Annotated in this window: 18 protein-coding genes and 2 tRNA genes; 14 read left to right on the top strand and 6 right to left on the bottom strand. The window is 51.5% G+C overall.

Annotation, left to right across the window (positions count from 1 at the left end; genetic code table 11):
- Window positions 1-489: 489 nt before the first annotated feature.
- Complete coding sequence (locus ASH01S_RS19635; protein WP_027092656.1) at window positions 490-792, top strand: transposase; 303 nt, start codon at window positions 490-492, stop codon at window positions 790-792.
- 16 nt (window positions 793-808) lie between these two features.
- Complete coding sequence (locus tag ASH01S_RS04280; protein WP_027092657.1) at window positions 809-1648, top strand: IS3 family transposase; 840 nt, start codon at window positions 809-811, stop codon at window positions 1646-1648.
- A gap of 140 nt (window positions 1649-1788) precedes the next feature.
- On the opposite strand, the gene ASH01S_RS04285 is transcribed toward ASH01S_RS04280, so the two are convergent.
- The 6 genes from ASH01S_RS04285 to ASH01S_RS04320 form a co-directional block, all read right to left on the bottom strand.
- Window positions 1789-2043, bottom strand: a complete 255-nt coding sequence (locus ASH01S_RS04285) for a hypothetical protein (RefSeq protein WP_067924038.1) — start codon at window positions 2041-2043, stop codon at window positions 1789-1791.
- Between the two features lie 269 nt (window positions 2044-2312).
- The gene (locus ASH01S_RS04295; protein ID WP_067924044.1) at window positions 2313-2567 is read right to left on the bottom strand and encodes a hypothetical protein; all 255 of its coding nucleotides are present in this window, start codon (window positions 2565-2567) and stop codon (window positions 2313-2315) included.
- Between the two features lie 1079 nt (window positions 2568-3646).
- The gene (locus ASH01S_RS04305) at window positions 3647-6883 is read right to left on the bottom strand and encodes an RNA dependent RNA polymerase (protein WP_067924051.1); all 3237 of its coding nucleotides are present in this window, start codon (window positions 6881-6883) and stop codon (window positions 3647-3649) included.
- Window positions 6883-7308, bottom strand: coding sequence for a hypothetical protein (locus ASH01S_RS04310; RefSeq protein ID WP_067924055.1), 426 nt, complete (start codon window positions 7306-7308; stop codon window positions 6883-6885). Before ASH01S_RS04310 ends, ASH01S_RS04305 begins: the two co-directional genes overlap by 1 nt.
- A gap of 334 nt (window positions 7309-7642) precedes the next feature.
- Window positions 7643-8167, bottom strand: coding sequence for a hypothetical protein (locus ASH01S_RS04315; protein ID WP_067924058.1), 525 nt, complete (start codon window positions 8165-8167; stop codon window positions 7643-7645).
- Between the two features lie 105 nt (window positions 8168-8272).
- The gene (locus ASH01S_RS04320; protein WP_067924062.1) at window positions 8273-8485 is read right to left on the bottom strand and encodes a hypothetical protein; all 213 of its coding nucleotides are present in this window, start codon (window positions 8483-8485) and stop codon (window positions 8273-8275) included.
- A gap of 405 nt (window positions 8486-8890) precedes the next feature.
- Here ASH01S_RS04320 and ASH01S_RS04325 point away from each other — a divergent pair, with 405 nt between their 5' ends.
- The 12 genes from ASH01S_RS04325 to ASH01S_RS04370 all read left to right on the top strand — a co-directional run bounded on the left by ASH01S_RS04325 (window position 8891) and on the right by ASH01S_RS04370 (window position 13094).
- Window positions 8891-9472, top strand: a complete 582-nt coding sequence (locus ASH01S_RS04325) for a 3'-5' exonuclease (RefSeq protein WP_067924064.1) — start codon at window positions 8891-8893, stop codon at window positions 9470-9472.
- Complete coding sequence (locus ASH01S_RS04330) at window positions 9451-10068, top strand: metallophosphoesterase (protein ID WP_083516812.1); 618 nt, start codon at window positions 9451-9453, stop codon at window positions 10066-10068. The genes ASH01S_RS04325 and ASH01S_RS04330 overlap by 22 nt, the downstream gene beginning before the upstream one ends.
- Before the next feature lie 54 nt (window positions 10069-10122).
- Window positions 10123-10350, top strand: a complete 228-nt coding sequence (locus tag ASH01S_RS04335; protein WP_067924069.1) for a hypothetical protein — start codon at window positions 10123-10125, stop codon at window positions 10348-10350.
- Between the two features lie 15 nt (window positions 10351-10365).
- Window positions 10366-10572 carry a hypothetical protein gene (locus ASH01S_RS04340; RefSeq protein WP_067924070.1) on the top strand — a complete coding sequence of 69 codons (207 nt, stop codon included), beginning with the start codon at window positions 10366-10368 and terminating at the stop codon, window positions 10570-10572.
- A 63-nt stretch (window positions 10573-10635) separates the two neighbouring features.
- Window positions 10636-10806, top strand: a complete 171-nt coding sequence (locus ASH01S_RS18365) for a hypothetical protein (protein ID WP_157066985.1) — start codon at window positions 10636-10638, stop codon at window positions 10804-10806.
- Entirely contained in the window at window positions 10787-10984 is a 198-nt protein-coding gene (locus ASH01S_RS18370) for a hypothetical protein (RefSeq protein ID WP_157066986.1), read from the top strand. Before ASH01S_RS18365 ends, ASH01S_RS18370 begins: the two co-directional genes overlap by 20 nt.
- Window positions 10985-11319: 335 nt before the next feature.
- Complete coding sequence (locus ASH01S_RS18375) at window positions 11320-11499, top strand: hypothetical protein (RefSeq protein ID WP_157066987.1); 180 nt, start codon at window positions 11320-11322, stop codon at window positions 11497-11499.
- Entirely contained in the window at window positions 11496-11762 is a 267-nt protein-coding gene (locus ASH01S_RS04350; RefSeq protein WP_067924072.1) for a DUF1653 domain-containing protein, read from the top strand. Before ASH01S_RS18375 ends, ASH01S_RS04350 begins: the two co-directional genes overlap by 4 nt.
- Window positions 11716-12336, top strand: a complete 621-nt coding sequence (locus ASH01S_RS04355; protein WP_157066988.1) for a hypothetical protein — start codon at window positions 11716-11718, stop codon at window positions 12334-12336. The genes ASH01S_RS04350 and ASH01S_RS04355 overlap by 47 nt, the downstream gene beginning before the upstream one ends.
- A 151-nt stretch (window positions 12337-12487) precedes the next feature.
- The gene (locus tag ASH01S_RS04360) at window positions 12488-12736 is read left to right on the top strand and encodes a hypothetical protein (protein WP_067924076.1); all 249 of its coding nucleotides are present in this window, start codon (window positions 12488-12490) and stop codon (window positions 12734-12736) included.
- 200 nt (window positions 12737-12936) lie between these two features.
- Window positions 12937-13011 (top strand) — tRNA-Asn (locus tag ASH01S_RS04365).
- Window positions 13012-13018: 7 nt separating this feature from the next.
- Window positions 13019-13094, top strand: a tRNA-Thr gene (locus ASH01S_RS04370).
- Window positions 13095-13317 lie beyond the last annotated feature (223 nt).

The raw sequence follows: 13317 nt of genomic DNA on the forward strand, positions 1-13317 counted from the left end.
GAGAACCAAAACAAATCTCCTCGATACCGCCGACCATAATGAACAAATACGATCCGATCTCCTTGTCGTAATCGACACCCGCTAATCTCTATAAAATCGGGCGGGAGAGCCTCTGCCAGATAGGGCTGAATCAACTCCGTAACCATCACCCCTAATCAATCAACAACCGACCATCCTCACTAACCCACCCAAGGCGGAGGGCGAAGGCAAAAGCCACAGATCCATTCCCATATAACACCGCGGTACCATCTCGAAAATGCTCCATCATGTCAGGATATACTAACTTGAATAACTCCGTAGGAGACAGGTTCATCACGTCTTTCCGCTTGTACCCGAGGTAGGTCACCAAGTGCGCGCGGCAACACCGGGCCAGATGCCTCTCCAGTTCCTCCACAATGCCACCTCCTATCCTGAAGACTAAAGTCTCTCGATCCACAAAATATAATGGCCTTAAGAATTTAGACACGAAAAAAGGATGTGTTAAGTTGTATGTCAGCGATACGAAGGAACCATCCTCCGGAATTCAAGGCCAAGGTTGTACTGGAAATTTTGCGAGAAGAAAAATCGATTTCCGAGCTGGCTTCCGAGCATGGGATTCACCCCAATGTCCTTCAGCGGTGGAAAAATGATGTCGTTCAAAATCTGGCGCAACTTTTTGTCGATGATCGCAAGGGCATTACGAAAATGAAAAACGAATACGAACAGAAAATCAACCAACTCTATGCGGAGGTGGGAAAACTTACGACACAGAACGCATGGCTCAAAAAAAAATCTGGCCTCCCGATTGACTAGACAAGAGCGTTTGGCATTGCTGGATTGGGATTGTACCGAACTGCCGCTCAGTCAACAAGCAGAGCTTCTCAGTCTCAATCGATCCAGTTTGTATTACCAGCCAAGACCGCCGTCGCCGGAAGAAGTGGCCATCAAACATGCCATCGATCGGATCTATACCCAATACCCGATGTTCGGTTCAAGGCGCATCACTGCGATTCTCAGACGGGATGAAGGCTTCCGTGTTCACCGCAGCACGATTCAGCGTTATATGCAGGAGATGGGAATATCCGCCATCTATCCCGGTCCCAATCTCAGCAAGCGTCATTTGCAACATCGCATTTATCCGTATTTGCTCCGCGGTCTGGACATCGTCCGACCGAATCAGGTGTGGGGCATTGATCTGACTTACATCCGATTGCAGCGCGGCTGGATGTATCTGGTCGCCGTCCTGGATTGGTATTCCCGGTATGTCGTCGCCTGGCAGCTGGATCAGAGCCTGGAGATCGATTTCGTCCTGGAAACGGTGAAAACCGCTTTGGCTGTGAACAAGCCTGAAATATGGAACAGCGATCAGGGCAGCCATTTTACCAGTCCACAGTACATCGAACTGTTGAAAGCCGAACAAATCCGCATCAGCATGGATGGGAAAGGACGGGCTGTGGACAACATTTTCACCGAACGGTTTTGGCGCAGTCTCAAATACGAGGAAGTCTATCTTCACGATTACGCCAATCCGCGAGAAGCTCGAAAAGGCATTACCCGGTACATCGAACTCTACAATCATTACCGGCCTCATCAATCCTTGAACAATCATACGCCGGCATCGATCTACTGGGGAAACGTGCAACTGCCCGATCTGGTTATCCACAGGTAAGCCTGAATACAAGGCGGGCTCCCGCGCTTCGCTTGGGCTATGTCCGCCACCAGTGGACAGTCTCACTATCCATCATATTCCAATTATGGAATCCGAGAATGGGGGTAAGATAAACAAAACAAAAGACTTTGTGAAAATATTCACCCCTTAATTTTTTTGAAAATCTGTCTTGACAAATAGGGCCACCTTAAAACGAGGTCGCGGGGAATGCCATATATCCAAGGACGCTCTTTCTGAACCTCAATCTCAAAAAGCTCTTGGTTATACGAGAGCAACTTCCCCTTTAACACTTTGACCTTCGCATCCCTGATATAGCCGTCTATATACTCAACACGAACCATATCTCCAACCTCAAAGGTGCGCCTGCATTCAAGATACTCTTGAACCAACTCCATACACATTTCTCCTTCACAAATCCCGAAGGGCATTACATCACCAAGGCTTATCCAGCTTCTCTATCGAGAGAAGAAGGGCGCGGGGAAGGGCATACATGCAATGATACTTATTCCTCACATGAATCGTTTGATCATCATAGTCCACCAACTCACCCCGGCATACGTTCACCTTGGATAAACCCCGAAACACTTCTATGTACGCTACACGAACCATGTCTCCAACCCTAAAGTACCGGTCACACAGGATACACCCATCCCGTTGAAGATACTCACTGACTAGTTCCACACGTCATCACCTTACTCACAGACACCAAAAGCCTTATCGGAATCCTCCTTGCCGTATCTTTACCCTCCAGCCATATATCCTCCTCATCAAACTCCACTAGCTTGCCCCGAAACACACGCTGTTTAATACCGTGCGGGGATAAATCAAAGTACACCACACCCACGGTCTCACCACGCTGAACATAGCAACCATTTAGGACAAAGCTCTTGTCCCTTATGTATTCACGAACTAGTTCCATATCACCACCCCATATGCACTTCAATATACTCAATGCTCCGGATCGACATCGTAATCCAAGAGCCACTCCTGGTCTCAATGGCGACTTGTTCCTCTGAAAGCCACACTACACGTCCATCATAGTCGGTGCCACGATAGCGAAGAGATACTACGTCGCCAACACATACTTCGATACCACGAATGAGCACGGACTGTGGATTCAATCGACCACTGTATGCTTTGATCAACTCCATCATATAACCCCCAAGGTGGCGCATCCATTCTCCAAGATGAGCCGACAGGATTCTTGGGTAAGGAAAGGACGGCGGGGAAGATGAAGCCGCCCTAACACCCAATGTACTCTGCAATATAGTCCGTAATCACACCCTCATCCTCTGGTTCATATCCATGCCGTTCACAATACCGACGATAATGCAGGCTGTTTCCATCACTTGTCACCCATGCACGTAACTCTTTATCATACCAGTACAAAGTCACTGAATTCTGCATAAACAACACTCCTTTCCGAGCTTCATGAACAAGTCACAGCACATTCATCACAAATCGCTCTCCTAAATCAGCCGATAGGCTTGAAGGGCATTACACAACCAGAAACACAGTATACCCTAACTTACCACCACTTTGAACATCCCGTAGGGGACATGAAACACCATACACATGACACATGGATGACCATTAGATGAACCTTGTATGACTGAAAAGAAACTTGTGAGATATGTCCTTGAAACACCGAAAAGACCCTCGTGTAATATGCTCTTGAAACAACCAAAAGACCATTTCGAGATATGCACTTGAAACCTCGAAAAGCCCCTTTTTGTGTGGGCTTGAAACACCAAAAAGACCCTGCCAAACCCCGCACGAGGCACCGCCAAGGACCTGCACACGATAATGCCGGATTACCACAAGTTGATGATGTATCGGCTTGCATCGAGTCATGGACATGGGGCACAGAGAGAGAAGCAGAGAGGGGAGGATGGGAGTGTGCATGTGGGGTAGGGGAGAGACATGCGTACATCCGCATCCCGGAGGGTTGGGACAGGGGCTGCATCGTTCCAGCCCCCATCCCGGTCTGCGTGATGCTTACTCGTAGACACAGAAGCCCACAATGGCAAACTTCACAGTATGCTTGCCATTGAACTCGGCTTCCTCGACGTCGGCCACAAAGGCCTTGTGTCCGCTGAAGAAGGGATAGGCAGAGGCATAGAGACGGCCAACCTTGAGACCATTGAAATAGACAAAGGCTACAAGGTTGCCGGTGAGTTTCTCTTCTTCATAGCGGATGCCGATGATGCCACCATTCTTGAGGGCGGCTTCGACTTTCTCACCAGAGATGCCACGCAACACACTCATGGAGACGTTGAAGTGGCTTGGCGCGACTGCCTCAATGGTGTTCGGTGTCTTGGTACCAGAGACGACCATGCAAGCCGCCAACAGTTGACGCTTGGCCGCCACCCACGGGAAGGCATGGGCTTCACTCTTGGATTCGGCATAGGTCATGTGATAGGCGACATAGCCAATCTCTTCAGGAGCAAAACCAGCTTCGAGAGCGGCGATGGCTCGTTGAGCCTTCTCGACGATGGCACCGATCTTGTTCTTGCGTTCTTCCTCGATGCGATTCTTGCCGGTCACATAGAGCGGCGATTTATCGTCTCCATCGACCGCAGCCAGCAGGTTCTCGAGTTGCTTCTCGGAATACTCGAACGCCTGGGAGATCGCATAGCCATATTCCCGCTTGATCGGCGCGATATGCTTCTTCAACGCCTCGAAGCGCGCGGGATCCATGACGATGCAGGAGCTGAGTTCACCAAGGATGTTACAGCTCATGTCCTCCTTGTTCATGGACTCGACCACATCGAGGATGTTGGCCTCGAGATAGTCCTGAACATGCTTGCGGACCTGAGACAACACACTTCCAGTGAAGCGCCCTTCACGACCACGACGAGCGGCCATCCAGTCTGGATTGAACCAGACGCGACGACCGAGTTTCTCGTTCCACACCGAGACAAACTCAGGTGGATTGCCGATGAAGGACAGCTCATCCTTCAGATGCTCTTCATACGCGCCACCATGCTTCGGACGGTCAATCTCCCAACCTTGGCACAGACGCAGGAGTTCGATCCAACGTTCATACCGCTCGATCTCCGCCAGCAGGTCTTCCTTATTGCCGACGCCCATCGCCACCATATAGCCAAGGCGGCGGACGGCATCGGCCAAACGAGTCGCATAGTTCGTCAGCTGGCCGATCTTATTCGGCACGAGCTTGCGAACCACCCAAGCCTTGGACATGTCATGAATGGCCTGAATCAGTTCATGACCATACAACGTATCCTCGAACTTGAGTGTCCAACCATCCTGCTCCACGTCATCAAAGGCAATGGCCTGAGCTTCGCCCCAATCCATCGCCCACGGGCAACCTTCGACCCACTCATAGTTGCCATCCTCCAGACGGCGGAAGGATTTATCGAGGATGGCGGGATAGGACTTCTTCTTCAGAACCTCGACGATCTCCGCCTGTGTCGTCGCCAGAGTGGTATCACCATCATTATCGGCGCCACCCTGCTGAACAGTGGCAAAGTCATGGACACTCATGACACACAGGTTCTCAAAGCCACCCTTGGCCGCGGCACGCACATAGTTCTGCGGCGCCACGCATTTAACCAGAGCGGCTTCACCCTTGGCAATCGCGGGATTACGCATAAGCGCCACTTCCCGAGTCTCAATGCTGCGGCTGTCGTCGGACACCATGAAGACGGTGTTCGGACGCAGACCGATGTGTTCCGGCACGATGACTTCGCCTTCTGGGCAGAGCCGGTGCGCTTCCAGAATCGCATACGGATCTTGCACCATCCAGCGATAGTGACCTTCGACCGGAATCATGCCCTTGGTCCACATGTCCGCGATGTTCATCAGGATGTCCCGAGCGTACTTCTTCATCTGCAAGTCTTTCAGGGTGAAAGGCGCTGCAAACAAGAAGTGGGTGAAGGTCGATACCAGTGTCTTGTTCAGCACCTCTTCGGCTTCTTCGTCCTCCAGGCTCAGGATCTCCTCTTGAGACGGAAGTCCGACATACTCAGAGATCAACTCGGGATCATGCAGCATGTCGACCAGACGATCCAGATGCCGTGTGACAATCTTCTTCGCCGTCTCCGCGCCCATGCTCATGATGTGCATGAACTGATACGGAAGCAGCGTGAACTTCTTGCAGTTACGCGCCTGCTTGTTGAACAAGGCAATGCGCAGGGTGATGGTATGCTTCATCAGGTCGATATTGCGATAATCGCCCTTGACAGCGCCCTCCATCGCCACAATGTCTTCCTCGAAATACTTCTCAAGGCCTGGGACATAGACCATCAGACCCTTGGTGAAGGGAGTAATGCGAATCTGGAACGCCGAGCTGCGGACATCAAATTCCTTGCAGAGCGTCTTCCAGACCCGAGCATTGCAGAACACCAGGCCATCACCCACCGCAAACTTCTGCGGGAACTTCGCGGCATCAAAGACCTCGAACTGCTTGGTCTCCATGTTGAAGGCCTTGAACTTTCCGGTCTTCACAATGGCATGGGCCTGACGCGCCACACGCATGGTAAACTTGCCGCCGACGATGGAATACTCACCATTGGCATGCTCCACAATCTCCGTGCCAAACGTAATCGCCCGGCTCGGGATGGTGTTGGTGGACGCCAAGCCAAAGCGCTTCATGCCCTTGGTGATGTCCAGCACCCATTTGCCGTCCTTCTTCTTGGCAAAGGCGCGGAAGTCCATGCCGATTGCCTCAAAGACTTTCGGCACCGACAGATCGACCAGGAACACACCTTGCAGCGTGCGGTCCTGAGATGGAGAGGCCATGAAATACTCAGCCTTGTGAACCCTGTTGCCACCCTTGATGAAGAAGCCGTTGTGAACGACATGTTCACGCATCGCTTCGCTCTCCGGCTCCATGTTCTTGAGGTTCAGGTTCACATAGCATAGAACCGGAAGCACACGCACACCATTGACCTCGACGACCTTGTGAAGCAGAGCGTCCGTCAAAGCGCTCTGATTCTGACGCTGATACCCTGAGCGTGGATCCTCATCGACCAAGACGCGGGGATCCGCATAGTTGAGCGTGGAGACATAGCCATTGAGTTCTGCATCCCAAACCATTGCATTGACGTCGGCGCGAAGGACGGTGATGCCATAACGCTTCTTGCTGCTCTTCATGATGATCTCCTCCTGGATGTGGTTGTTGATGAGGGTGGTGTGGTTCATGAACATTTCCTCCTTGGAATTCATAAGATTCTGATATTGATAGGCATTGAAAGGCACTTCATGATTCATCACAGATCCAGCTCCTTGTTCTCGTATTTGTCGACCCATTCCCAGTAGAGGTCGAATGCAGACTCCACACTGGCTTTGTCGATGAGTTTGACCAAGGTGTGTTGGAGGCCATATCGCCCTTTGAAGGAGAATGAAATGCCAAACACAATGACGGGCTGCGGAAACACCTCATGGCGATTGCGCCACCTTGCCCCAACCGCGATACTATAGACGCCAAGCACATCGACTTGGCCCAAGAAGAACGTATGGTCCTTCTTGTCAAAGGCGGTGGTGAAGTCGACGGGAACCCCATAGAGATACCCATCGGCTCCATAGAGTCGGTCCTCCACTTGCGTGGAGACGCGGAAGTCGCGTCCGAAGACCTGCTCAAAGTGCAAAATGAGCATGTCCTCGATCCGTTGACCATAGCTTTGACGAATCCACATAGGGAACTCCTCCTTCGAGCGTTTTTGAGAAAAAAGAAAAAGCCTCATGTAGGGACAATGACGAACTCATCCCTACAAAAGGCGGGGAATCAAGAATTCTCTCCATGCTTGGATAGGGTTTCTATCGTGCGACAAGCATGGCGTCTTTGTCCTTGTACCCTGTGTGCTATGGACAAAGACACAGCATCACACACAGGGAGCGTGTGGTGTTTCACGGATCGAATGCAGCCACGCTTCCTGCATTCGACCGGACCACGGCATCCTCTGAATCACCTGTCGTCATCACAGGACTGCAGATCCAGAGAACCCATGATCATCTGCTCGTCTGAGCCAATCAGACGAACAGCGTCAGCACAATGAACTCCACAGCTTGCCAAGCGATGAAGAAGGGCCAGAACAATCCCATCGTCGCCAGGATCACGAGACCCGCAAACCACAAGCTGCCATACGAAAGACCATCTAAGAGATTGCCAAATGTCAATTGGCGACCTAATAGATAACGCTTAATCAACCAAATCAATGCGGTGACAAAGAACACCACAGCAAATCCCGTCAACAAGGCACCCGTGATGGTGGAGCAACCCCAACTCGCCAGAACCGCAGCACTCGCCACGGTCACATGGCTGGTGTGCTTGCGAATCATCGCCTCCAACTTCCGAGCTCCAGCCTGGATCTTCTCCCACACCTTGCCGCCAATCGTCTTAAAGAAGCATTTTGCTTTGTCCACAAAGCCCATCTTCTCTTCCTCCTTCTTCTCTTCGTTCACAATCTCTGCATCAATCACCAACGACGTCTTTGTGTCCTTCGCCTCAGCACCCACACGACCAAACCCACCAAACAACAGCTCATGCAACGTCATGACAACATTCCTCCTTGCGTACCATGCTCGCCAGCAGATTGGTTTTGGTGTACCGAGTACACCATGAGACCCACCTCATCAGAGGTGAGTCCGAGCTGTACTCGGTCAGGACGCCAAGTGCGCATACATCTTGTATCCCTTCAGCGTCAGGTTCACGGCAAAGCCCTCTTGCTTCGTGTGCCAAACATGAACAATGCCCTCGTCTTCGAGGGCACGGAAGTTTTCCAAGTGTAGTCCATACGGCACCAGCGTCTTCACCAGCACAAACTTGTTTTGGCGACGTGCATCTACGAGAATCCTTGCGAGGCTTTCCGACATGAAGTTCACCCTCCTGCAGATGTTTTTGGGCATGAAAAGGGGGTGGGGCATCGAACGCCGCCACCCACATGCCAACAATTCAACCTATCACCCCGCGCAATTTTTTATATTTTGTGGCCCCTATATGGCGTTTCCTTTTCCTGTAAACTATGGAGGGAGAGAAAAAGGGAGAGGGGAAGAGAGGAAATCGGTGCAGTGTACAATAAAGGTGTTCTATGAATTACCCCACCGGGGACAAGCCCATATGACTGGCTATGACCCCTGGCCGTGGCCACGCGCAGTCAGGTATCGTTTTATGTTCTGAGGCGTCTTGGCCAAAAATTTTTTTATACTACCTGTAGGTCTCTATAGCGAAATTTCGTATAATGGGAATGATGAAAGGCATTACAGAGGGGAGAGGGGATCATGCTGCTCTTTATCGACACAGAAACCGGAGGACTGAATCCAGACAAACATTCCTTGTTGCAAGTTGCGATGCAACTGTATGACGGAGAGAACGAGCATGAACCGTTCACCCTCTTTATCAAGCATGAGGAGTATGTCGTGACAGAAGAAGCCATGCGGATCAATGGTCTCAGCCTTAGCGACATCAACAAGTACGGCTTCACGCCAACGGAAGCTGTCAGTCAAATCCTGTCCTGGATACGGGAAATGGACCTGATGAAAGAGAAACCGACCCTGGCCGGGCACAACATCCATTTTGACCGAAGGTTCTTGCAGAAGTTGTTTCGGGACGGTAGTTGTGACCTTGATAATTTCTTCAGCTATCGAACGCTTGATACAGCCTCGGTGATTCGGTTTCTGAAGGATGCCGAGATCCTCCCAGCGGACTTTCCGGATGGGTTGCACGACGCCGCGAAGGCGCTTGGGATCCGTGTCGTGGATGCACACACCGCGATCGGAGATGTCCGTGTGAACATCCAGCTCTATAAGCGACTGAAACAACTCGTGAGAGGAGAATTCCAATGGGAAGAGTGCTTGCCATGAGCGACATTCATGGACAATACATTCCGTTCCAACAGGTTCTCTATGACGCAAAGTATGACCCGAAGGAAGATACTTTGATTCTCTGTGGAGACTATTGTGACCGCGGTCCGCAGACGAAACAGGTGATCGAAGAAGTGATGAGTCTGGTGGCCAAAGGCGCCGTGGCCCTAAAGGGCAATCACGACGACTGGATGATCCGCTACGCTCTGCGAGAGATGGAGATAGACGAGGAAAGCTCATGGCTGGAGCAGGGTGGGAGAGAGACCCTCGAATCCTATGAAGATGAGATGGACGATTTATATTGGCATGCCCGATGGATGGACTCGAATCTCAAGCTCTACCACGAAACCGACCAATTCATCTTCGCGCATGCCGGCGTCTTGCCGGGTGTTTCCCTGGAGTCCCAACCGCCGTGGGCGCTGCTTTGGCGACGCTACCAGGGACCTTGCCAATTGGGGAAACTCGTGGTTCATGGCCACACGCCCGTGAAAGAAGTCACTCAGGTCTTTGACCAACTGTTTATTGATACCGGCTCGGTATTCGGCGGAAAATTGAGCCTCGTCGACCTCACCAATGGAATTGTCTATGCGGCATAGATCTATCGTGTTATACTGGTCATGAAGTGCATTACACATAGGGCGGGGATAATCATGAGATTCTTGCCAGATGAAGCCGAGATCATCTTGAACTACATTCGGGAGGCCGGCTTCATGAAGTTTCAAAAGAAGAAGGATGCCGAGGAGATTGTGAAACTCGGCAAGCAGGAAGGACTGACGCTCCGCAAATTGCATGCGCGTGGCGGGTACTACGTGTATGTGCCGGGGCAAGGGCCGTGGGATCAGTTCAAACTCGGACCGATTCCGGTCATGGAGAAGTAGTCAGGGGCGATTGATATGGAACTGGTCGAGCAATACCTAGAGTCTGTACAAAAGGTGCAAGGTCTGTATGTGCTCAGTCTCGATATTGAGGATGTTGCAACCGCACATCACATCGCAGAGCAGATTCGTGAACGCTGGAAACAGATGACCAGTGAGCCGTTGCTGGTGTTGCCCAAGGGTGCGAAGCTGGAATACTTGGAGTTAACCTCGACCGCTGGGTAGGCATGGATCACCGTCAGGAATCTCCGGGAAGCGCATGAACGCATAGTGAGGGGAGAGGTTGACATGAGGGACGCTTGGATTCAGACGCTGTTTGACGCCGATCTGCGCACGGTCCATCCGGGATTTCGAGAACATATCGAGGACATCACCATTTACGATCTACTCTGTCAGTACGCACTGGACAGCAAACCCGATGTGGTGGTGAAGTTCGTTGATGATGACGTGTACCACTGAGCCGACGCTTCGCGTCGGGGATCGGGTGGAAGATGGACGCCATGCCAAGCGCGTCGGCATAGTGATGAAACTCACCCCGGATGGACAGCGCGCGCTGGTGAAGTGGGAGCCGTATCGGATTGCGACCACGTATTATGCGGTCCGAAATTTGAGGAGGGTTGGACATGCAAGCTACTGACCAAATGACGGTGTTTGTACGGGTGCAGGCAGATGGACCGACGGATGTTCGATACGCCTTGATCCACAAACTCGAACAGCTGATTGACTCATTGGAGTGCGCGGAAGGATATGTGTCCGGAGGCGCGATCAATGACGACTCTGGTTTCTTGGAGTATGACATTCGTTCCGTCCCGAGACTCCAAGTTGGGATGAAGGTCAAACATCGAAAACATGATTATGGGGTTGGAGAGATCACGATGGTCTCAAAGTCAGGGAGACGTTTTTATGTCCGGTGGTCACGGACCGATTACCTATTATCGGCATGGTATGAGGCGACCAATCTGGAGGTTGTCGATGAACGGAGTGGGATGGATGAAACGGCTGAAGCTGTTCTTTCATGAACTCATGGTCCGCTTCTATAGCTGGCGATTGGAAGACGACAACGACATGTTCACCCATTATGAACTCCTGCGAAAGCACGACCATCACTTGTTACAGGCACTAAAGATCAGCAAGGAGCTTGAGGCCAAGTGACGCAGAACATCCCGCAGGCATGCGAACTGTTCCAGCACTTTAAAGGCGGACTTTATACCGTCGTGGGTGTCGGCAAGCACTCAGAGACACAAGAAGATATGGTTGCGTATGTAGACGAAAACGGAGATCTGTGGTTCCGGCCGCTCTCGATGTGGAACGACCTCGTAGAGAAAGATGGAGAGCGCGTGCCGAGATTCAAAAGTTTGGGGATGCTCCATGGAATTATTGCAGCTTTATCTGACGCAAGTGAATCTGGGAGTTGAACCGGCTCCCGAAAGTCATGCTCGCACACTCAGTCCCTTTGACTGGGACCCGGTTTTGTCGGCGCCTGGGCCGATTGTGACGGTGTTGGCCGAACGTCGAACCGGAAAGACAACGGCGGCGGTACGACGTGCGATCTTATCACCATACGATACGCTCATCGTCGGTCCTCGGTATGAAACGGTGCGCTATATAGCCCAGGTATTGGCTGAACAGTTGGATGAGATGGGAATCAACGCGGCGATCCAACGAACCCACGCTGGAAATACGATCTTTATCTTGGATATGGGGCGGCAACCGGACAAACAAATTCGTGTCGCACCAATTGGGGACCGATCGGCCATGTGGTCCCTGTATGAAGAAATCATCTTTGATGATGCCAGTTGGTATGACTCTCGGATTCCTATGGACTACATTCAGCAAAGCGTGGGCGACAGGACATTTGTCATCATGGGGTCGTTTGAACGCGATTTTGTGCCATATCCCGCAGAACAAGGCGAAAACTTCAGGGCGTTAGTGGCCCAAGCCAATCAACACTTCCAGATGTTCTACAACGATCTTGAACCCGCTTTGTAATGCTTTTCATGCCATGCTATGCTTCACCTAAGCAGACCCTCTTGCTTCTGCATGTGGTCATGATAGCCTCTCTCCTCCGAAAGTGGTCTTTGTCCCAGCTCCCACGGGGCAGAGGCCACTTTCCATTTCATGAACAGGGAGGACAGGTAGAATGGGAGACATTCAACACGAACCGCGCGATGTTGATGTGTCGTACCTCGATGACTTTGCGTTGCATTACATTGAAACGCATCTTCGAGCGATGGGGTACGAGGTCGAGCCGAACCTGGTCATGAACGTACTCAGGTTGGAAGCTGAAGCGTTGAATGAACTCGGCTACGAACTTGTTTTTGTAAGAAATCGAGAGAAAAACGGAGGATCTCTTCGTAATCCTTCAAACGCACCGATGACATCATCCTGAGTGATTTCCCGATGCGAGGAACAGAATGGGGTTCCAAGACATCCGAATTGTTTGCCGGCAGGATTCCTTATACGATGGATAGAGAAAGCGCGCTTTGTTCGCACTCCCATTCGTCGACACTCGCCATTCAAGCTGTTTGCTTTTAGCTTACGGCATTCAGGCTTTGGACGTTGTGCCCGAAAACAACGTCCACCGTGCCTTGTGGGGTAGCTCATCGGTAGAGCGGTCGGCTGTTAACCGATTGGTCGTGGGTTCGATCCCCACCCCCACAGCCACTTTCGTGCCAGTGTAGCTCAGTTGGGAGAGCAGCTGCCTTGTAAGTAGCGGGTCACGGGTTCAAATCCTGTCACTGGCTCCAGACCCTCCTCACTGGAGGATGGTTCCACTCGATGTGGAACGAAGTCGCTGCAAGGCCCGTCGATTTTCTCATAACGTGGAGTCTAAAAATGATGACTTAGTTCGTGCAAGGGAAGCGGACGCCAGGATTGCAGCAGCCACCAAATCAGTGTTTCTCGCACCTCTATCAGGGTTTCGGACGCTGTACTCCTAAACAGCGTCCAATTTCACAAAGGGAGCATCTT

Source organism: Alicyclobacillus shizuokensis NBRC 103103 (genome assembly GCF_001552255.1).
GTDB classification, from domain to species: Bacteria; Bacillota; Bacilli; order Alicyclobacillales; family Alicyclobacillaceae; genus Alicyclobacillus_G; species Alicyclobacillus_G shizuokensis.

What these genes read in the sequence shown, in the direction of transcription:
- ASH01S_RS19635 (WP_027092656.1), top strand. Translation starts at nt 490, where the DNA reads ATGTCAGCGATACGAAGGAACCATCCTCCGGAATTCAAGGCCAAGGTT.
- ASH01S_RS04285 (WP_067924038.1), bottom strand. Translation starts at nt 2,043, where the DNA reads ATGGAGTTGGTTCAAGAGTATCTTGAATGCAGGCGCACCTTTGAGGTT.
- ASH01S_RS04295 (WP_067924044.1), bottom strand. Translation starts at nt 2,567, where the DNA reads ATGGAACTAGTTCGTGAATACATAAGGGACAAGAGCTTTGTCCTAAAT.
- ASH01S_RS04305 (WP_067924051.1), bottom strand. Translation starts at nt 6,883, where the DNA reads ATGAATCATGAAGTGCCTTTCAATGCCTATCAATATCAGAATCTTATG.
- ASH01S_RS04310 (WP_067924055.1), bottom strand. Translation starts at nt 7,308, where the DNA reads ATGTGGATTCGTCAAAGCTATGGTCAACGGATCGAGGACATGCTCATT.
- ASH01S_RS04315 (WP_067924058.1), bottom strand. Translation starts at nt 8,167, where the DNA reads ATGACGTTGCATGAGCTGTTGTTTGGTGGGTTTGGTCGTGTGGGTGCT.
- ASH01S_RS04320 (WP_067924062.1), bottom strand. Translation starts at nt 8,485, where the DNA reads ATGTCGGAAAGCCTCGCAAGGATTCTCGTAGATGCACGTCGCCAAAAC.
- ASH01S_RS04325 (WP_067924064.1), top strand. Translation starts at nt 8,891, where the DNA reads ATGCTGCTCTTTATCGACACAGAAACCGGAGGACTGAATCCAGACAAA.
- ASH01S_RS04330 (WP_083516812.1), top strand. Translation starts at nt 9,451, where the DNA reads ATGGGAAGAGTGCTTGCCATGAGCGACATTCATGGACAATACATTCCG.
- ASH01S_RS04335 (WP_067924069.1), top strand. Translation starts at nt 10,123, where the DNA reads ATGAGATTCTTGCCAGATGAAGCCGAGATCATCTTGAACTACATTCGG.
- ASH01S_RS04340 (WP_067924070.1), top strand. Translation starts at nt 10,366, where the DNA reads ATGGAACTGGTCGAGCAATACCTAGAGTCTGTACAAAAGGTGCAAGGT.
- ASH01S_RS18365 (WP_157066985.1), top strand. Translation starts at nt 10,636, where the DNA reads ATGAGGGACGCTTGGATTCAGACGCTGTTTGACGCCGATCTGCGCACG.
- ASH01S_RS18370 (WP_157066986.1), top strand. Translation starts at nt 10,787, where the DNA reads ATGATGACGTGTACCACTGAGCCGACGCTTCGCGTCGGGGATCGGGTG.
- ASH01S_RS18375 (WP_157066987.1), top strand. Translation starts at nt 11,320, where the DNA reads ATGAACGGAGTGGGATGGATGAAACGGCTGAAGCTGTTCTTTCATGAA.
- ASH01S_RS04355 (WP_157066988.1), top strand. Translation starts at nt 11,716, where the DNA reads ATGGAATTATTGCAGCTTTATCTGACGCAAGTGAATCTGGGAGTTGAA.
- ASH01S_RS04360 (WP_067924076.1), top strand. Translation starts at nt 12,488, where the DNA reads ATGGGAGACATTCAACACGAACCGCGCGATGTTGATGTGTCGTACCTC.